The following is a 19,844-nucleotide window of genomic DNA, read 5'->3' as shown; positions in this document are numbered from 1 at the left end:
GCGATTTGACTGATTTTAAAACTGGGTATGGAAGAGTATCCGCCGTCGTCACCTGCAATGTGTGTTTCGCTAAACAGATTCTTAGTTATGAAAGTCCTCGTGCAGTTATGATTACGCAAAGTGATAAAACGGTATATAGAGAATGTATTCAGAAAATTGAGCTGTGGTCGTTAAATACGCTCCACAACCAATGGCTCAATAAGGTCGAACAATCGGGAAAGGTGAATGAAGAAACCGCTGAACAAGTCGTTCGTGATTTTGGTGTGACATACCCGTTAGAAATCTTTCACCTATTGCCGAATTACGCCAGATTATTGGTGGTTGAGAGCTTGGACTGGCACGACGAATTATCGCTTCAAAACCTTTATATGATTGAAGACGAGCTGCGGAATGAAGCCGAGACGACGTATGATTTAGGTTGGTTTATCGACGTCATTTTACGAGAGAGGGGAATACTCTAAACGACATTTCAACGGATTGCAGCAAAGCCCATTTATGGGCTTTTGCCGTTCTTGGACGGTCATACGCTCAGTCCAGCCCTACGACCCACGCCAATGTGCTTTTTTCGCTCTTCTTGACACGCTGATTTTTCTGACGTTATCAGTCGTTCAATTTCTCTCGAAAGGCTTTTGCTCAACTCATTACTCACTTCCACTCTTTGGTCTGAATCGGTCACTAATTCTATGCCGTTGCTTAAATATCTGACCCCGATAATCGACTGATTCACTAAGAGGTTGAGAGTCGGATCAAAACTGGCTTCATCACAAATTACTTTCTGTAAAGCCGTTTGGCTCTGCTGTGAAAAATCGAGATAGTGAGTTTCTTGTTGTAGCTTTAATTTGTGCTGCTCAACACGGTCAGAAATGTAACTTTGTGCTTGTTTGGCTTGCTTGCACACTGATAGCAAAGCTTTCTTTTGATCAGCAAATTGCTGCGTCCAGCTTTCCAGATATTCAGCGTGAGAATGGAACGTTTCTAAGCCTTGATCAAGACACATAAAAAGTGTTGCTGTCTCTGCAATAAGCTCTTCTTTTGCATACGCTTGAGAGCCAAATGGATTGCCTAACTTTCTGCCCAACTGTTTGCCCGACTGTTTGCCCAACCTTGATGGATGACCCGTGCTGTGGCTGATCTCATGAAGAATCAGAGCAAAACGTGCTTTGTCACTTTTAAACTTCTCTCTTGGTGGTATGACGATATGGTCTTCTTTAACGCTGTAATAGGCTCTGTCTTCGTCTTTTTCAATGACAGGCACTCCCATTGCTTCGATAATCATTTTTGCCTGATTGACAAACGCTTGGTCTTTTTCTGACTCAACCATTGTCTGCTTGGCGAGAGCATCTTGTTTGGCAAAATAAGGCTGCTCGTCAATATAGGATTGCGGCAATAGGTGTTTGATTTTCTCTAGGGCGAAAACTCTATATCCCTTTAAACCACGTCTTAACTCAAAGCCGTTGTCTCGCATTTCTTTAAAGCTCATACCCTTAGTGAGCTTTTCGAATTGCGCTTTGCTTATCCTCTCACCATCTTTCTTGTAGTTTTCCAGATATTTAACGACGACGCTTTCAAGTTTAATGCCTTTTAGCGGCTTATTTGGTTCAAAGTCCTCGGATTGCGTTGGTAGCTGGTCTTTGTGTTTTTCAAGCAGCTCTTGGGCTTGTTTAAACGTGGCGTATAAAGGGATTTTGGTTGCCATTTTTTGTTGGTCAGCTAAGAGCATAATAATGTTTATACCGCTGTATTGGTTTCCAAAAAAACTGATAGGTAAGGCGTTAAGCGTAGAGCGATAGAATGACACGTCTACGTCATTATCTGAGGTTGGTTTTTCCCCTTTCGGCTTTGAAAAATAGTCGAATAAACGGTCAAGTATTTGGTCTTGCTGGCTCTTTTTTGCGGTAGTGCTGCCAGTTGCACTCAGTCTTTTCTTTGTCATTGATACACTCCTTTTAGTGGGTATATCGATGTCATATCATTGATTTATTTTTATTCAACTTATTGAAAATAAGTGCTTTTATTTATTTCAGTAGGTAAAGGGATTTTGAGTCTTTGTTCGCTTAAAAAATTGCTCTGAGCTTGTTAAGGGCTCGTTTTGTGGTATCACGAATAGAGAAACAGGAAGAAAAGCAATGAGAGAGCAGTATACTGAAAAAATGATTCAAAAAAGCATCGCTTTACTGGAAGCGAAACCCGAATTATTCGAGCAATTTTTGGCATTTTCAGCCCGTAAAAACGCAGAGGATGATAAAGCTTATATTCAAGATTTGTTTAGGTTTTTCTATGAGCAAGACGTGATACGTCCAGAGCTTATTCTTGATAAGACGCACGTGTTAGGTCGCAATCTTTTAGCCAGTATTGAGCAGTTCAATCTATTTAAAGCAGCGTTGATTGAGTATCAGAATGCCGAGCAAATCGGTTTGTATCTCGCTCAATACGATTTGGGATTGAGTGATTGGATTTTCAACACGGACGCACAGGCGATGAAGCTCAATCCAGACAGGAAAAATGACTTAAACCTCAGCTTACTCAACAACAATGTCGTTATTGGAACTGATATTGATATTTCTTTGCTTGACCCGTTTAATAACAGCGACCCTTTTCTGGCTCAATTCAACGATAGACCATTACCAACCTGTGATTTCTCTTCTTTCTATCCAGCGGAATGGAATGACGGGGTATTGAGCTTGTCTGCTGTTGCTGATTTAGCTTGCAAAGGTGAAGAAACACCTGTCCATATTTCAAAGCAACTTCAAGCTTACAGGCAACGACAAACGCAGCTTGTTGAGCTGGATAAAAAGATTAAGCAATTAGCGCAGCCCGTATCTCCCTCACATTACTATCAAGAAGGAAAGTCTCGACCTTTCGCTATGCCAGAATTGATCGGCAGTATTGATCATATCGTGCTCGATAAAATCCCAAGCAGTGACGAACTTCTCAATGCTTTACTGGCTTGTCAAAGTAAGCATATCAGTGCTTTTCCTTATACTGTCCAAGGGGTGTCAAACTTGAAAAAGGCAGTAGCGGTGATTGAACGTGATCAGTTGTTCGATGTGAATGCGGTGACTTTCTCGAAGAAGATCGACCAACGTGTGATTGACGCAGTCTACACCCCAGAAAAGCCACCACTTAAAGAAGAGCCGTCTTGTGTCTTTGATCTTGACCGAGAATACCAAAATGAATTGGATAAAATTAGAGAAGAGATTGCTCATATCAAGCAAAACAAACTGGCAGCACAGCCGAATCAGATCTATCCAAGGATGAAACCATGACAGTATTAGAGTTGCTGACACTGAGTTATTTTAGTCCTGTTTTTGGGGCAGATATGGAGCGTGTAGATACTCAAAGACAGAGGGAAGAGGCTTTCATTCAAGCGTTTCTATCCGCTAATCAACCTTTCGTGAACAGTATGTTTGAGCAAGTGTTAAAACAAGTGGAAAGCGACCTTTTACTGCACAATAAAGCCGTGGATCAATCGTGTTTAGCTGAGGCGATGAATGTGGTGTTCGATACCTATCTACATTGTCAGTTTGTGCTTCAAGACAAACCGCTCTCATATTGGTCAGAGTATCGAGAGCAGGACGCAGAAACGCTGTTACACAGATTATTGAGTGATCTTGCTCTGACGAAGCTTTATGTGGCGTGTGAGAGCGTCGTGCAGCAAGCGTTTTTACTTCCTGTCTCGACACAACCTAAAAGCCGCAAACCACGCTTAAAACGAAAACCTTAATTTGGGGTTAATCTTTCTCGGTAGGTTCACCCTGAGGACTTGCTTAATCACTTGAATCAGCCTGAAAGAGCGTTAGTATGTTTAAAACCTATAACCGAATTATGTGCTTATGATTGTCTTTAATTGCACCAAAGCTGCTGCTGATTTTTTTACCGTGACTCGAAGTGGTGAAAAACTCACTTGCCTAACACCAGCACCAGATAAAACAATTACAGAGTCGATAGAAAAAGATCTTTCTCGTGTGAGTTTTAGTTATGATGATGACTTAAAGCGAACAGAAGGTTTTCAATGGCAGTGGGTGGTTCATTGCGTTTCAATAAAGCGTAAAAAGTATTTTCTTGTTATGGACTTTGATACTCGTTATTGCTTGGCTTTTGCCGCAGGGAAAAAAGGCGACGAGATCCACTTCTTGAATCAGTTTGAAGAGCAGCTTAAAGCTAATTTTCGCTATTTTATCGATGTAAACCAATCTTCTCAGGAAGTTGCATCAGAGTTTATTGATACGTATGACCGATACATTCAGTCGGTAGCTTTTCATAAGAGAAATGATCGAAGTGTTCAGGCTCATTTAAATGAAGTAGCTTGGCATTTTGAAGGTTTATGCAGCGAAGTTGGTATGCTCTCCAATCGGATGGATTTTTTACGTTTTAGCGTTACCGCTGGCAGTATCCCAAGAAAAAAGAAGGGAGATAAATCTTACTTCTACGCAAAAGATAATTTTTACCAATTTTGGTTCGATCACTTTCAAAGTAGTCGTGAAACTGCGAACAATAATGTGATTGAAATGTCGAATTACCGATAACGTTACCCAGAGTTAATTGCCTGTGATAAACAGGCTTTGATGATAAACAATTCAGGAAACGTAATGCGTAGATTGTCTCTTTTAAAGCACGGAGTTGTGTTGGTGAAAATCAAATCAAAGCTCATTGCTTCCAAGACTAATGTTTCAAAATCACGGTCAGTCTCGTGCTGGTAAAAGGATTGAAACTGATTATAGATTGCGTCTAAGCAATAGTCATAATCCGTCTCGTTCTGGTAGTAAATGACTTTGAGAAGGCTTGTTACAGAGCGATAATCTATCCCGACAAGGCGCAATTCTTGTTTGAAGCGTTGCCATAACACCGTATTGGCTTTAGCGTATTGAATTGCTGCAAGCAATGGTTTGGCATAGACGCTTAAAACGATATGAAAGCGAGAGTGTTGCTCCACCATTAAATCAAACACCTCGTCATGGCTGTAACTGCGATTGATATCAATGTGAGTATCTTGATAAATCTGTGATGTGAGCCTTTTATATTCATTCGCTTGCGCCTTTCGTGCGTCTCGAAAGTGCTTTCGGTTACTGGCTGTGCGACGTTTTTTCAATTGGAGCTGCCAATATTGAGTCAGTCCAGTTAAATAAACCACGTGTCGGTATTGTTTGAGAAACGCTGAATAATCTTTACCTGTAATGGCGTATACGTGTTCTATGTCGAGAATGGACGTGTAGTTGTTCAGTTGATTTAGCAGCGGCTTCACTTGTCACCTCGCTTCAATATCTCTTGAATGATTTCGCTGACTTCTTTTTCATAGGCAATGGCTTGCTGGGCCTGATACTGGTGCAATAGCGGTTTAAAAAACTGTATCAAAAATAGTGAATCAGCGTCGGAAACCGAATCACAACTGAGTAATAGGCGTCGGTAATCAGAATGCCTGATAATTGGCAGTTGTGGCTTTGAGCGGAAAAACTGGCGATTGAAACTCTCTTTGGGTATTCGCTGCTTCTTTAATGCTTGTTCAAACAGGCTCTTAAAGTCGCTGTCATTGATAATGAAATTAATGACGCCTGATACGTCACCGTTGTGTAATTCATCCTCTATCTGATTTAGTGTGTCATTCATTACTCCTCCTTCAATTGGCTCTCTATATCTCTTACCACGACTAAGTTAATTTGCAATATTTCAGGGCTGTGGTAAGTCGATGGTATGGAGCTAAGACAGGAGGAACGGCATGAGTAGGCAGCGATTTTTTAGTGAGATAGAGCAATTAAACCAACATAAAGATTTTGAAGGTTTGAGGGTCGAAGAGAGAAATAATTACGAATTGGTGATCACTCAATTTCCCGACAAACTCAAAAACGCACAATCAGCAACGGGTGTAAAACAGAGGTTAGCCCTTGTTACTCATAAGCTTACGCAACTTTCTCAACGATATGATTTACCTTTTGTCGTGCACTATTCAAAGGTAGACATTGACCGTCTATATCAGCAGATAAAACAGAATCACTTCGCCTTATTCCATTTCAATTCTTCGTCACCAATGCCAAGTCGCTGCACGTTCACTGTCACCAGTGAGTTTTTAAAAGGCTGTCGTGACTATCTTCACATAGATTGGAGAAGGGCGTTTACAGCGGATTTATTGCGTTTTGAAGGGCAAACGCTGACGCTGATTTCTGAGGAGGGGGAGCTACTTTTCTGCAACGATGATCAAGGCGAGATTAGTAAGATTGAAACTCAAACGCTCTATGCGCTTATGTATGTGATTAATAAACACTGCGATACCCATTATTGGATTAATCATATTCTGCCTGTTGAGGTTCGTCTGGCTATGGAACAAGGAGCGAAGCGTCAATTAGAAACGATAATTAAGCCCCTGCGAGATATGCCAGAAATCACGAGACTGTATCAACAGTCGCAGTTTAATGTGGATTTGAATGTGTTTTGTAAAGCGGTGATCTCTGCTATCAACGTTATTCCAAGTTTCAATGCGCTTGACGATTTGCGCTTAGACAAAAACAAACAAGCTTCTATTGATGCGTTGAACACTGCGTTAGATTGCATTGGCTGGGAGCAAAGTATGCTGGCACAAGATTTCAAATCAGCAGTCAGGCTCTATCAAGCGTGGGTTGAGCTACTGGCATTCAAGCTTAGTGACTATCTGGACATTTATCATACAGAATGTCTTGATAAGTCAATGTATTCAATAAAGCAATATTCTAAGCCAAGGTCACGAGGTAAGGCATAAATAACGATAGATTAGTGGTTTGGTAGTGGTTTATTTGGGTTCAGTACACTTTTTTATTAATACTGCGTTTTGTAAAAAAATGTGATTAGAGATAGCTTTTTCTTTCTGTTGTATCAGCTAAGCTAAAATTAAATAAAATTAGAGTAAAAGCTTGCTATGAAAGGGAATCATTTATTAAAAGTTTTTTATAAAACACGCAATGGGTCGGGTGTTGAGCTTGCTTCTCTGAGTGGAAAAGGACATATGGAGTCTGTGGCGCAATGGTTGTTAATCAAAAGAGATAAAGGGCAAACACCCTTTTTCTTAGCATTGTGTGATCAAGAAGGTGAGTGTATTGATGCTAAATATATTTCCGATGTGACGGTTGCCAATTTGCTGGAAGGCTGGGGAGTGCCGTTACTGACTCCTGAGTAAAGTGGTGTGGTTAACTCGTTTCCTAATCGCCGATTTTTGATTGTCAATTTGGTTAGCAATTCGTTGACGCTGCGCTTCGTTGAGGCGAGAAGAATCAAGCAAATGTAATCCTGTTGCGTTGGTGAATCTGAACTTATCAGGCGTCTTCTTACTGTATTTTTGATAGTTCTTTTCAAAGCGTTTTAGCTCGGATTCTAACCTTTTGTCTATCATTGCTTGCAGCGTTTCGTCTTGTTCCATACCAGGGTAAGAGACTTGCACTTTTTCACTGTATTTGTCGCCTGAGAAGATAAGCTCAACGTGTAAATGTCTCAGTGCTCCAACGTTTGCCCTCTTATTGACAGGGCTTATCACAAGGATTTCATCGCTGGCAAGTGACTTCGCTTCTTCAAGTAGCATAGCGTTCAGAAGTTTCGCAGAAGCCTGTGGGTTAAGCATACTGATGCTGATAATGGAATGATTGTCGTCTATGCGCTCAATATCAACCAGTGCACAGCCTTTCTCATTAAATAGTGTGGTGTGGTTACCTTCTTCTCGAACTTCTATGCCGAAGTGCTCAAACAACCGTCTATGACGTTCAATAGAGAAGTGTTCTTGATAGATATCATTAAATGGCTCACTAAGACTGACGGTCACCTGCTTACGGTAGTTAACGTGTTTTGGCATCAAGCTCATTAACTCCGTCTGATGCGCTAATATATCAGCGGCTTCGAGGCTGAAAGTATCGGCTAACGCTTTACCAGATAACGCCTTAGAGCTAAACAGTGAAGCGTTGTATTTTGTCGCTCTGATAGTGGACTGCTTTGTGTTTGCGAGTTTGTGAAATGATAGGTGCTTTTGTTTGTTGAGGTTGATAACAATACCTGTGTTGAGACAACGTTGATAAAACACACGGAAAGCGTCTTTTTGAGCTTGATTATGCTGGCTTGGTGGTAATTGACGTAACTCTCTTTCTAACGCTGATTTCACGGCTTTAAGGTTGTTTAGCAGCACCGTTTCCATTTTCTGAATGGTTGGTGTGCTGTGGCGTTGGTGCTGCTTTTCAAAATGCCACTGCTTGGCAAATTGACGTAACGAACGTTTTAAAGCTCGATTAACAAAGGTGTCGATATTCAGTGCAAGACTCAATCCTTCCTGTTTTATTTCAACATGGTCGTTGGATAGGACAGACAGTAAAATCCCCATTTGTTGAAGTGTGTTGATCTTGGTAGCGAGAGGCTCATTACTCTCTAATGTGGCATAAATACGCTGCTCTAACGCTCGAAAATCCGCTCTGACTTGTCGCCAGTTTTCAGATCTTTTTAAGAGTTGAGACAGATATTTTTTCCTGTGGTTAACCCCTGCCTGTTGTGCTTTTCCACTGGCTACATTTTGTTCTAATAATGGGAACTGCTTTTCAATTTGTTTATGCGCAATACGCTTTGTTTCAGAGAAAAAGCGTGGGTTCATGTATCGCTTTGTTACAGGGTCGTATGCGTGGCTATAGAAATGAATGTGTGGGTTGGTTTCATCTTCAATATGAAAGTTTGTAACAAGTTCAATCGCTTCTGGTTTGGTCTTGCTGCCTTTGATTTTTTGCTCTTTTTTGATCTGGTTATAGTAGTTCGCTAAGAAGTGACGAGTTATATCTTCTATGGCTTGTTTGACTCGCTCAGTGTTGTTGTTTGACGCTTGTAGTAAGCGTTGATATTCGTCTTGGGTAAAGCTCAGTGAACCTTGATAATTAAAGAGATTTTTTGTGTCTAAACATTCTTGATACTCGTCGAGTTGATTGGCTTTACGGCTACGTTTGACGTAGTGTTGAATAATATAGCGGTGTTGACTCAGGCAGTAGTCATTGACTAGCGTTGATAAATCCGCTCGATTCAGTGTCATGCCCTTATGACTCAGTAACAGTCCCAAGTTAGGCTGAGACGGATCAATTGAAAAAGATAAGTCCGAGCGTTTTAGGCTGTAACACTTGGTCTTTTTATCAGTGATAAGATAAAGAATATGGTTGCTCAGTGAGCCTGTGTTTTTGCCTCTTCTTCTGTTGTCGCAGCTAAAAGCGACTTTCTTCATTTTTACGATCATCAGTTAACATCCTTGTTTACTGATGTCATAGCATTAAACGTTTTCTTGTCAATGTGTTAGCGATTTTTGCAGTGTAAGAGCGGTAAACTTTACTTGCTGCATTAACTTAATGATCTCTTCTCTATAGTGTGAGATATGACAGTGCTTAATGGCTCGATTCAGTTCGCTCATAACTTGGTGAGTTGTAGTGGGAGCGGAATTAGATTCATTGTTGATAACGGCAAATCTCGCTGATTTCACTAATGAGGCGAGCTTTTCTAATTGCGTCATTGACGTTTGATTTGAAAAAGTGCTTTTTAACTGGTTTAACCCTTGGATCAGCGTGTGCTTTTCTTTTGCTTTGAGCGATAGCGTGTCGATTTGAAAATGCGCTATGTTGATTATTGATACGGCTTCTTTTTGAGCATTGGTAAGAGCGAAGGGTAGAAACTGCGACATTGAGCGGTGAAACGCCTGTTTATTGTAAATCGTGATTCGACGTTTTGTTCTTCTACTTTTTGAAGCCAGTGCCTTATCAATTTCAGAAAAATGATCTTTTATGAAAGCAGAGTTTTTATCCAGTGGTTGGGGTGTGTGACTCACTTGTTCAAAGTCTGATTTGATTAATGCGTCGTTGAGTAAATGGAGGTAGGTCGGTAAAAAAGCTCGGTCATTGACCGTGAGCGATTGAGCGGCTTGAGCGAGAGCCTCAGCATTATCAAAATCCTTTGGATTAAAACCAGAGTTTACCGATCTTGACCAACCTGAATGAAGGGTGTCATTTAAGCGTAAAAGTTGTTGTGCGTTAGGGCGAAACAACGTGGATTGCGGAACGGTCTTTTCCCTATTTTTAACGTGTAAAGTCAGCACGTCATTTTGAAATATGGCATTGATCAATTGTGTCTTGTATTGATAGCCACAACGCTCAGTCAGTTGAGCGAGATAGATTTCAAAATCTTGATTCGTCGTGTAGTGGAAGAACATATCTCACCTCAGAAACAGCGTTTATGGGCTATCTGCGAGCGGTGAATCGTTCGAGGTGTATCAAGTGTCGGTAAGACTCGGTTAAACAGTGGCAGCTTGCTGTGATATTGACGAAGCTGAGTGTTAAGTTTTGGTGTGGTCGTGGTGTATTTAAGATCGTGGTTGTGAAACAGTTTCATAATTCTCCTTTTTTCTCTGATATCTATTTTCATACCACACAATGAAGCTTTAGCAAGTGCATTCAATCTTAAACGACTGGTAAGGAGTCAACCATTTTAAAAATAATGTTGGTTGGGTTGGCTACGATACGCTCACGCAGTGACGGGCGTAACAACCCTTGTCTTGCAATGGTTTTTGATAATGGTACTGATAGATTTTTTCTTTACTTTGGAAGAATGACTTACGCCCGAAATGATCTGGGTGTAGTGTGTGATAAAATGTCACTTGTTGGTGTGGACAGTTAAACAGGCTGAGTCGATTGAGTCGTAATGGAGGTGAAGGTTATATGGGTGTTCAAGAGTTGTATGATCAGGCGGTTGAGCTACTGGCAAAGCGTGATTATTCGTCGGGGGATTTACGCTATCAGCTTAGTTGCTTGGCTGAAAGTGGCACGGTTGCGCAAGTTATGGAGAAGTTACTCTCTCACCATTATGTGAATGACGAGCGGTTAATTGAGCGTGAAATTGAGAAGCAGCTTTTAAAACGTCATGGCAGTGCCAGAATCAAGCAAGAGCTTAGAAAGAAAGGGTTAGACTCGTTACTTATCGAACAGGCGTTGGAAGATTTAGACGTAGACTGGTTTGAGCTTTGTCTTGAAGCAAAACAGAAAAAGTTTGGCGAAGCGAAGCCAAAGGATATGAATGAGAAAGGTAAAATGATTCGATATTTGCAATATCGAGGACACGCTATGTCCTGCATTATGGAAACTCTGAGTGATTGATAGACAAACTCGGTTTAGTTTTTCATAATTACCGCCTTTTTATCTCAGTAAGAAATACCATGTCTGAAGTAACGATCATTGATAAGCAAAACCTTATTGCCACTTTAAAGCTGATGCTTGAACCAACAAGAGCAGAGAGACACGCTACACCTGATATTTCGTGGGTTGTGCCAATGGTAAGAGATGTGCTGTTAGAAGAAATGATTGTTCATACACGAGGTAATCAGGTAAAAGCGGCTCGTCAATTGGGCATTAATCGTGGAACATTACGCAACTATCTTGCTCAGTTTGACGAAGTGCGCTATCGCTAACCGCTCTTCATACTCACAAAATGCCACGGTTTAGGCTGGAAGTTTCGGTTGAGGTGCTATGAGCTACTCAATTTTCGTTATGGCTTAAAATCGCTTAAAAACGGTCATTGCGTAGCGGTGCTTTAACCGATTCAGTAGCAGTGGCGTTTTTATTCCACTTTTGACAAAGCAAAAGTCATCGACTCTGCGAGTCTTAATCTCTGGCTCAACTTAGAGGCATTGATTGTGTTTTTCTTTTCTCAGCCTCCGAGCGCAGCGAGTCAAAGAGAGTAAAACGGGTTGGTGCTGCAAGACTCACCTTCGAAAGACGATTTGACCGTCAAACCTTACCTTTCTTTTCAAGCACAACGGGAAAACCTGACTCGGTCAGTTTTCTTATAGCTTAAAAAACCTATTTTTAAATACTCGATAGAGGATTTAAATGAGTTACATTATTAAGGTGTAGACACTTCACCACAAATTAGCGTTGTTATAGCGGACAGTTTAACAGTCCCTGGTGACAGTGCTCCAAACACTCATTTGAGACTTTGCCTCTTGATCCAGCATTAAAATATTTTGTTGTGATTATTTTCACTTCTGCTCTTGATTTTTATTTTAGATATGGCATCACATTAGGAGAAAAGCACAAATAAGAGGCAGTTCAACACGATTGAAGATTGACAGTAAATCGCTATTTTTAAAGGCAAAAATCTAAATAAACGCTCTTTATCTTGTGACTTTTCACCAAAAATTAAATATGGAGAGCCACATTATGAGCACAATAAACACAGGAGGATCTGAAAAGAAAATCTTAATCGTTGATCGAAGGTTGATTCACACCTATCTCAACCCAATTCAGCAACAACTCTTACCGCCTGACCAATCCATTAAATGCCTGAAACTGGCGTTTTATCTTCTGCACGTGAACCAATTGCAGAATTATTTTAATCACACCAACGTGGTTGAGCACTCTTCAGTTTCTATACAAGAGCTAGGTCGCTTCTTTCAGACTAATCACACAGTGATTCGCTCCGAGTTAAGGAAGGTTAATCACCCTTTGGTGCATATTAAATCGGTGAGTCATACACAAGTGCATTTCTCAGTAGACGTGAGTTTTTTTGATTCGATCAGGGCTATCAAAGAAGACTCAATGAGTGATAAGAAAAAGAAGAAGGATCAGTCCTATTACATTGATTTAGAGTCTATGAAATCTGAGCGTTCAGTGACTCTAATGGTGCTGAAATGGTTTAAACAGTATTACAAAGAGCACACAGCATTAGACCGAGATTTTTTGTTTCAACTGTTGGGTTTTCCTTGTGGCACGGCAACGCAGCGAAAAAATGCGGTGCGCACTTTGAAGCGTGCAGCAGAGCCGCTGGGTTATCAGTATGACTGTTTTCATTTTTGCGCTGAGAAAGCGGCAGAAACATTACGAAGAACGAAACCTAAAAAAGCGGATCGCTTTGACAAATATGTGTGTCACTTTAAGCCTAAAGCAAAACCAGAAAGCCCAGTTCCGACTCTGCCTGAATCTATGTCACAAGCGGTCATTGAAGACTGCAACGAGGATATAATTTCGCTTTACTACGCTTATGATCAATTTGCCCAAGAAAGCCCTGAGTCAGACGTTTTTTGGTGATTGTTCTCGTGTTCTGTAAAACACGATTTGAACAACAGAACTCACATTCACTCTTTGTCCGTAAAGGGGTGAAGCGATATACTGACGGATAATTTTTCTAAAAACCTGTGCAGAGCATAATAATGACGAACAACAATTTCTCTTCAACGGCAGCGTTTCTTTGGTCAGTGGCAGACCTACTACGTGGTGATTTTAAACAATCTCAATACGGTCGTATTATTCTTCCATTTACGCTTTTGCGTCGTTTGGAGTGTGTGTTAGAGGTCTCGAAAGATAAGGTATTGGCAAAGTATGACACGGTCAAAGCGATGCCTTTTGAAGCACAGGAAAAAGTGCTGACCCACACGGCTGACTTTAGCTTTTACAATACGTCAAAAATGGATTTGAATAAGTTGGGTGAAACAGGCGTTGCCAGCAACTTAGAAAGCTATGTTCAATCGTTCAGTCCAAATGCTCGTGAGATCTTCGAACACTTTGATTTTTTCAATACGATTGACAAGCTGGACGAAGCTGATTTGCTTTATAAGGTAGCGAAACGCTTTGCTCAAACGGACTTGCACCCTGATACCATTAGTAATCATGGTATGGGCTTAGTGTTTGAAGAGCTCATTCGTCGTTTTGCAGAAAGCTCTAATGAGTCGGCAGGTGAACACTTCACACCGAGAGATTTAGTCCGTCTTACTACCTCACTGGTTTTTTCCCACGATGACGATTTACTTACCCAATCTGGTTTAGTGCGTTCAATTTACGATCCGACGGCTGGTACTGGTGGTTTCCTCTCTTCTGGTATGGAGTATGTCTTTGAGCTGAATGAACGTGCAGCTTTATCAGCATTTGGTCAAGAGCTTAACCCTGAGTCATACGCCATTTGTAAAGCTGATATGCTTATCAAAGGTCAGAAAGTCGATAACATTAAACTGGGTAACACCTTGTCTAATGATCAACTACGCACCGATAAGTTTGATTATATGCTGTCTAACCCTCCATTCGGTGTGGATTGGAAGAAGATTCAGAAGTCCATTGTTGATGAACATAACGACAAAGGATTTGAAGGTCGATTTGGAGCAGGTTTGCCTCGTGTGTCGGATGGCTCACTGCTGTTCCTTATGCACTTAATTAGCAAAATGCGACCGCTGACGGTTGAAGAGAAAGCCAAAGGCAATGCGTCTCGTATTGGTATTATCTTGAATGGCTCTCCATTGTTTACAGGTGGTGCTGGCAGTGGTGAGAGTGAAATCAGACGTTACATTCTGGAAAATGATTTGCTTGAAGCGATTGTCGCTCTCCCAACTGATATGTTCTACAACACGGGTATTGCCACCTATGTTTGGATCTTATCGAACAACAAAGATGCTAACCGTAAAGGTAAAGTTCAGTTAATCAATGCGTCAAAAGAGCGACCAAAAAATGGTGGTCGTGGTCGCAGTGGCGGTGGTGAATCAAAGGAGACTGTTGAACACGTCTTCTATGACGCAATGCGCAAGTCATTAGGCAGTAAGCGTCGGGAGCTTACCGAGGACGGTATTGAGACTATCGTAAAAACGTATGGTCAGTTTGCCTCGAATGCGTTCAGTAAGATTTTTGATTATAAAGCGTTTGGCTACCGTCGTATCACGGTTGAGCGTCCACTAAAATTAGCCATTTATCCAAAAGACACAGTGCGCCTTGAAGCTCTTCAAGCGGATAAAGCGTGGGTCAAATTAAGTGAAACGGTGCAACAAGCCGTATTGAATGCCCTAGCAGCGTTTACCGAAGAGAAACTGCTTTCTCGTGACCAGTTCTTGAACCAACTGACAGCAAAACTTTCAGGTGTGAAGCTCAGTGCAACGCAACAAAAACTGATTGTGAAGCATTTGGGTGAGCATGACGATGAAGCACAAACCTGCTTGATTAAATCGGGTAAAGATAAAGGTAAACCAGAAGCCAACCCCGATTTACGAGATAACGAAAATGTGCCACTGACTGAAACCGTTGACGAATACTTTGCTCGTGAAGTGCTTCCGCACGTTCCTGACGCTTGGATTGATACTAGCAAAACAGACGACAAAGACGGTGAAGTGGGTATTGTGGGTTATGAAATCCCGTTCAACCGCCACTTCTACGTCTATGAGCCACCGAGAGCATTAGAGGATATTGACGCCGACCTCGACGCAGTTTCAAAAGAAATTATGCAGCTACTTAATGAGGTGCATTCATAATGACAGGTCGTTATAAAGCATATTCTGACTATAAGGAATCAGGGGTAGATTGGATTCCAAACATTCCTTTTTCGTGGAAAGTAACATCCCTGCGCCATTTAATTTCTTCCGTAAGAAATGGCTCTACTGAGACGCAGCTAGAAAAGTCCGAGGAATTAGTAGCAATATCAAGAATCGAAACTATATCAACAGGTGAGATAAATATGGATAAAACGGGGTTTGTTAACCCTAAGCTTATCCCTGAGTCATTCAAATTGAATGTTGGTGATCTACTTTTGTCACACATAAATAGTTTACCTATGGTTGGAAATGTTGCTCAAGTTCAAAAAAATCATTTGATTTACCACGGTATGAACCTGCTTAGACTTATTCCAAAAGATAGCGTCTCATCAAGATACTTATATTGGCAACTAAAGAGTGACTATAGTCGTAGAGCAATAGAATCAATTGCTAAACCAGCAATAAATCAAGCTAGTGTCAGCACTGAATCTTTAAAGGCACTTCAATTGTTATACCCGAGTATTGCTGAACAACAAAAAATCGCCAACTTTCTCGATCACGAAACCGCCAAAATCGACACCTTAATCGCTAAACAAGAAAAACTGATTGAGCTGCTAAAAGAAAAACGCCAAGCAGTGATTTCCCACGCAGTGACCAAAGGTTTAAACCCTGATGCACCAATGAAAGATTCGGGAGTTGAATGGTTGGGTGAAGTGCCTGAGCATTGGAATATATTAAAGTTTGGTATTACAAATAAATCGGCAGAATTAGGTGGCAATTATAACTCAGGGGAAGGTGAAGAAGGTTTGCCTTTAATAAAGATGGGCAATCTAGGAAGAGGTGATATCTCCCTTAAAAAAATAGAATATCTTCCAGTTGAAGATAATTTTGATAAAGCCCACCTACTCAACTGTGGTGATTTTCTATTTAATACAAGAAACAGTTTGGACTTAGTCGGTAAAGTTTCAATTTGGAAAAATGAGTTGCCAAGAGCATTATATAACTCGAATGTTCTACGTATTTCGTTTGAACCAACATTGGTATCGTCGTCACAATATATGAGTTATTTATTGAACTCAGACCTAGGTTTGAGTCAGCTCAGGCTTATTGCTAAAGGGACAACTAGCGTTGCTGCAATTTATTACAAAGAACTAAAATCAATTTCTTTCCCGTTACCAACATTAAAAGAACAGGAAGAAATAGTCGAATATGTGGAAAAAAATATAGAAAAGCTTGATGAGCTAATCAAGCAGTCACAAAAATCAATTCAGTTGATAAAAGAGCGCAAAACAGCTCTTATCTCAGCCGCAGTAACAGGGAAGATTGACGTGCGTGATTGGCAAGGAGAAGCCTGATGAGTCAAGAAAAGACTGTTAGAGAACTGCAATTTCAAAACGATGTCCTTGACCAAATGCAGTCACAAGGTTGGTTGTTGGGTGAATCGAGCAAATACAACAAAGAATTGGCTCTGTATCCAGAAGACGCTGAGGCATTTATCAAACGCACTCAGCCCCAACAATGGGAAAAGCTGGCGCAGCACTACCCAAATACAGATAGAAACGGGGCGGCAACCAGAGACGCTTTGCTCAAATCGTTAGAGCGTGATTTAAAGAACAAAGGCACATTATGGGTTCTGCGTAACTCCGTTAAAGATCGTGGCGCAAAACTGCGTTTTTGTGCCTTTAAGCCCGATCATGACCTCAACCCCGAAGCTATCGCTCAATATGAGCACAATATTTTACGTGTCGTGCCTGAGTTGGTTTACTCACCGAATGGTTATGACGGTCGAATTGACTTAACGCTATTCGTCAATGGTATTCCTGTGGCGACTTGTGAGCTGAAATCGGAGTTCAAACAGTCGATTGATAATGCCAAAGTCCAATATATGAAAGACAGGCAGCCAAAAGATCCAACGACGAAAAAAGCTGAACCGTTGTTAACGTTTAAACGTGGTGCATTGGTTCACTTTGCGGTGAGCCAATACAATGTAGCTATGACGACTCGTTTAGCAGGTAAAAAAACGTTTTTCTTACCATTTGACCAAGGCACCTCTGATGGTGGTAAAGGGAATGATATTCCAGCGAATGAGGCTGAGTATGCAACGTCTTATCTTTGGAATGAGATTTTTCAGAAAGATAACCTGTTACTGATTCTAGGTCGATACATTCACCTTGAAGTGAAAGACGTTGAAGAGCTTGACGGTTCAATCACTCGAAAAGAAACCATGATATTCCCTCGTTACCACCAATGGGCGGTGGTTTCAAAGCTATTGAACACGGTAGATATTGAAGGGACAGGGCAGAAATATTTAGTCCAGCACAGTGCTGGTTCGGGTAAGTCCAACTCGATTGCTTGGTTATCACACCAACTTGCCTCAAAGCATTATTATACTGATCACCCTGAGCTGGGAAAAAAATCAGGGGATAAAGTTTTTGATTCCGTCATTGTGATCACGGACAGAACGGTGTTGGATAGTCAACTGCAAGACACGATTTATCAGTTCGATCATAGTGAAGGGATGATCGCACGGGTTAATCGTGAAGAGGCGCAAGGCTCAAAGTCGAGCCAATTAACCAGTGAGTTAAAGGCGTCTACGTCGATCATTATCGTGACCATTCAAACCTTTCCGCACGTATTAGAAGCGATTCGTCAAGATTCGACGTTAGCAGGTCGAAGCTTTGCCGTGATTGCTGATGAAGCGCATTCAGGACAAAGCAGCACGAATGCACGTAAATTACGTGAAGTCTTAATGGCAGAGCAATTAGACAGTGACGAAGAGCTTGATAGTGAAGATATGCTGCGCTTATCCGTCGAAGCTCGTAAAGGCTCAAATAAATTAAGTTACTTTGCCTTTACTGCCACTCCAAAGGCAAAAACATTGCGTTTGTTTGGACGCAAACCAAAACAAGACGAGCCAGAGAGTGAAGCGAATAAGCCAGAGCCATTCCACGTGTATTCAATGCGTCAGGCGATTGAAGAGGGCTTTATTCTCGACGTATTACAAAACTACACCAGTTATCGAGTAGCGTATCAACTGGCTCACGACAACCCACAGTCGGATCAGGAAGTTGATAGCAAAAAAGCGGCTTCCAAGATGGCGAAGTGGGTTCGCTTACACCCTTATAACATTGCTCAAAAAGTGGAAGTGATCATTGAGCACTTTAATGACAAGGTAAAGCATTTGCTGGGCGGTGAAGCCAAGGCGATGGTGGTCACGAGTAGCCGTTTAGAAGCGGTGCGTTATAAACTGGCATTTGAGAAATACGTTCACTCAAAGGGCTATAACAATGTGAATGCAATGGTGGCGTTTTCTGGTGAAGTGAATGATCCCGATATTCCTGATCGCCCGTTCACGGAAAACAATATGAACCCTAACTTACGTGGTCGTGATATGCGTAAAGCATTTGATACGAACGACTATCAAGTGATGTTGGTGGCGAATAAGTTCCAGACAGGTTTTGATCAGCCTAAACTCGTTGCTATGTATGTCGATAAACCACTAAAAGGTGTGGAGTGTATTCAAACCCTGTCTCGTCTTAATCGAACGTGTAAGGGCAAAGACACCACTTTTGTGCTCGACTTTGTGAATGAGCCAGAGGATGTCCTTGACGAGTTTAAAGTGTATTTTCAAACGGCTGAACTGAAAGAACTCTCAGATCCGAATATTGTTTATGAGCTAATGGATAAGCTTAATCAAGTCGGGATTTATCAGTGGTTTGAAGTTGAGACATTTGTTGAGGCGTATAACAGCAAGCAAGCCAATCAAGCAAAACTCGCTAACGTGTGCCAAGCTCCTGTGAAACGTTTTGAAGAGCGATACAAAGAAGCGACACTGGTATTAGAGTCTGCCCAAGCGGAGCTGTCTAAGGCGAAAATAGAGAAGAACGACAAAGCGATTAAGTTCTGTGAGAACAGCGTGAAAAACGCCAAAGAAGCGAGAGATATTCTAGAAGTGTTTAAAAAGGATTTGATCTCCTTTTCTCGCTACTATGAGTTTGTATCTCAAATCGTGGATTTTAGTGATTTTGACTTAGAGAAGTTGAGTCTGTTTGCCAAGCACCTCGCTCCATTACTGCGACTGGATATTGTTGATCAAGAGATTGATTTATCAGACGTGGTAATGACACATTATCGTTTGCACGAGCAGCGAGAAGCCGATCTGAAACTCGGCTATAAGAGGGGCGAAGAGCAGAAGCATTACCTCCCAACTGATAAAGAAGGGATTGGGGCAACGCCAAAAGATCCGAAAACAGAGTTACTCAATGAGATTATTGAGCGTATGAATGATCTGTTTGTGGAAGACGGTTTGACAGAGGCAGATATGCTCAACTATGCCAATACCATTGCAGGAAAAGTCTCTGAAAATGGTGTCGTCATGGATCAGCTACGCAATAACACCAAAGAGCAAGCGATGCTGGGGCAATTCCCTGAGTCCATAACCCAAGCTGTGATAGAAAGTATGGGCGTTCACGAACAAATGGCAATGAAAGTGCTGTCGAATGACGCTGTCGCTAAAAACTTTGCAGGGCTTATGTTCGATATGCTTATGAAAGGGTTAGGTAAAGGGGCGGAAGGTTAGACTCGTTTACTTAAAGAAAAG

At 41.4% G+C, this 19,844-nt stretch carries 18 protein-coding genes; 12 read left to right on the top strand and 6 right to left on the bottom strand.

Annotation, left to right across the window (positions count from 1 at the left end):
- Positions 1-107 precede the first annotated feature (107 nt).
- On the top strand, positions 108-461 hold the full coding sequence (locus AB4484_RS07340; protein WP_372077299.1) for a hypothetical protein: 354 nt from the start codon (positions 108-110) through the stop codon (positions 459-461).
- A 59-nt stretch (positions 462-520) separates the two neighbouring features.
- On the opposite strand, the gene AB4484_RS07335 is transcribed toward AB4484_RS07340, so the two are convergent.
- On the bottom strand, positions 521-1,933 hold the full coding sequence (locus AB4484_RS07335; protein ID WP_372077297.1) for a zincin-like metallopeptidase domain-containing protein: 1,413 nt from the start codon (positions 1,931-1,933) through the stop codon (positions 521-523).
- Positions 1,934-2,126: 193 nt separating this feature from the next.
- Between AB4484_RS07335 and AB4484_RS07330 the strand changes: the two genes are divergently transcribed.
- The 3 genes from AB4484_RS07330 (at position 2,127) to AB4484_RS07320 (ending at position 4,526) form a co-directional block, all read left to right on the top strand.
- Positions 2,127-3,266 carry a hypothetical protein gene (locus AB4484_RS07330; protein WP_372077295.1) on the top strand — a complete coding sequence of 380 codons (1,140 nt, stop codon included), beginning with the start codon at positions 2,127-2,129 and terminating at the stop codon, positions 3,264-3,266.
- Complete coding sequence (locus tag AB4484_RS07325) at positions 3,263-3,724, top strand: hypothetical protein (RefSeq protein WP_372077293.1); 462 nt, start codon at positions 3,263-3,265, stop codon at positions 3,722-3,724. Before AB4484_RS07330 ends, AB4484_RS07325 begins: the two co-directional genes overlap by 4 nt.
- 109 nt (positions 3,725-3,833) lie before the next feature.
- A complete protein-coding gene (locus AB4484_RS07320; protein ID WP_372077292.1) occupies positions 3,834-4,526 on the top strand; it encodes a DUF6933 domain-containing protein in 693 nt (230 codons plus the stop codon).
- Between the two features lie 2 nt (positions 4,527-4,528).
- On the opposite strand, the gene AB4484_RS07315 is transcribed toward AB4484_RS07320, so the two are convergent.
- A complete protein-coding gene (locus tag AB4484_RS07315) occupies positions 4,529-5,242 on the bottom strand; it encodes a hypothetical protein (protein WP_372077290.1) in 714 nt (237 codons plus the stop codon).
- Positions 5,239-5,604, bottom strand: coding sequence for a hypothetical protein (locus AB4484_RS07310; RefSeq protein WP_372077288.1), 366 nt, complete (start codon positions 5,602-5,604; stop codon positions 5,239-5,241). Before AB4484_RS07310 ends, AB4484_RS07315 begins: the two co-directional genes overlap by 4 nt.
- Before the next feature lie 109 nt (positions 5,605-5,713).
- Here AB4484_RS07310 and AB4484_RS07305 point away from each other — a divergent pair, with 109 nt between their 5' ends.
- Positions 5,714-6,727, top strand: a complete 1,014-nt coding sequence (locus tag AB4484_RS07305; protein WP_372077287.1) for a hypothetical protein — start codon at positions 5,714-5,716, stop codon at positions 6,725-6,727.
- A 156-nt stretch (positions 6,728-6,883) separates the two neighbouring features.
- Positions 6,884-7,141, top strand: a complete 258-nt coding sequence (locus AB4484_RS07300; RefSeq protein WP_372077285.1) for a hypothetical protein — start codon at positions 6,884-6,886, stop codon at positions 7,139-7,141.
- On the opposite strand, the gene AB4484_RS07295 is transcribed toward AB4484_RS07300, so the two are convergent.
- From AB4484_RS07295 to AB4484_RS07285, 3 genes are read right to left on the bottom strand one after another with little or no spacing between them, the layout of a single operon-like run.
- Positions 7,124-9,214: a hypothetical protein gene (locus AB4484_RS07295; protein ID WP_372077283.1), complete on the bottom strand. Its 2,091-nt coding sequence runs from the start codon at positions 9,212-9,214 to the stop codon at positions 7,124-7,126. The genes AB4484_RS07300 and AB4484_RS07295 overlap by 18 nt on opposite strands.
- A 48-nt stretch (positions 9,215-9,262) precedes the next feature.
- Positions 9,263-10,177 (bottom strand): hypothetical protein, encoded by a 915-nt coding sequence (locus AB4484_RS07290; protein ID WP_372077281.1) that lies wholly within the window; start codon positions 10,175-10,177, stop codon positions 9,263-9,265.
- Positions 10,178-10,185: 8 nt separating this feature from the next.
- Entirely contained in the window at positions 10,186-10,356 is a 171-nt protein-coding gene (locus AB4484_RS07285; RefSeq protein WP_372077279.1) for a hypothetical protein, read from the bottom strand.
- Positions 10,357-10,655: 299 nt separating this feature from the next.
- On the opposite strand from AB4484_RS07285, the gene AB4484_RS07280 reads away from it, so the two are divergent.
- The 6 genes from AB4484_RS07280 (at position 10,656) to AB4484_RS07255 (ending at position 19,823) form a co-directional block, all read left to right on the top strand.
- On the top strand, positions 10,656-11,117 hold the full coding sequence (locus tag AB4484_RS07280) for a regulatory protein RecX (protein ID WP_372077277.1): 462 nt from the start codon (positions 10,656-10,658) through the stop codon (positions 11,115-11,117).
- A 59-nt stretch (positions 11,118-11,176) separates the two neighbouring features.
- On the top strand, positions 11,177-11,428 hold the full coding sequence (locus AB4484_RS07275; RefSeq protein WP_372077275.1) for a helix-turn-helix domain-containing protein: 252 nt from the start codon (positions 11,177-11,179) through the stop codon (positions 11,426-11,428).
- A 751-nt stretch (positions 11,429-12,179) separates the two neighbouring features.
- Positions 12,180-13,046, top strand: a complete 867-nt coding sequence (locus tag AB4484_RS07270; protein WP_372077273.1) for a hypothetical protein — start codon at positions 12,180-12,182, stop codon at positions 13,044-13,046.
- Positions 13,047-13,168: 122 nt separating this feature from the next.
- Positions 13,169-15,244, top strand: coding sequence for an N-6 DNA methylase (locus tag AB4484_RS07265; RefSeq protein WP_372077271.1), 2,076 nt, complete (start codon positions 13,169-13,171; stop codon positions 15,242-15,244).
- Positions 15,244-16,599: a restriction endonuclease subunit S gene (locus AB4484_RS07260; protein WP_372077269.1), complete on the top strand. Its 1,356-nt coding sequence runs from the start codon at positions 15,244-15,246 to the stop codon at positions 16,597-16,599. The genes AB4484_RS07265 and AB4484_RS07260 overlap by 1 nt, the downstream gene beginning before the upstream one ends.
- The gene (locus AB4484_RS07255) at positions 16,599-19,823 is read left to right on the top strand and encodes a type I restriction endonuclease subunit R (RefSeq protein ID WP_372077267.1); all 3,225 of its coding nucleotides are present in this window, start codon (positions 16,599-16,601) and stop codon (positions 19,821-19,823) included. Before AB4484_RS07260 ends, AB4484_RS07255 begins: the two co-directional genes overlap by 1 nt.
- Positions 19,824-19,844 lie beyond the last annotated feature (21 nt).

Source organism: Vibrio sp. 10N.261.46.A3, from assembly GCF_041472995.1.
Taxonomy (GTDB): domain Bacteria; phylum Pseudomonadota; class Gammaproteobacteria; order Enterobacterales; family Vibrionaceae; genus Vibrio; species Vibrio coralliirubri.
This window is presented reverse-complemented; position numbering and strand designations above follow the sequence as displayed.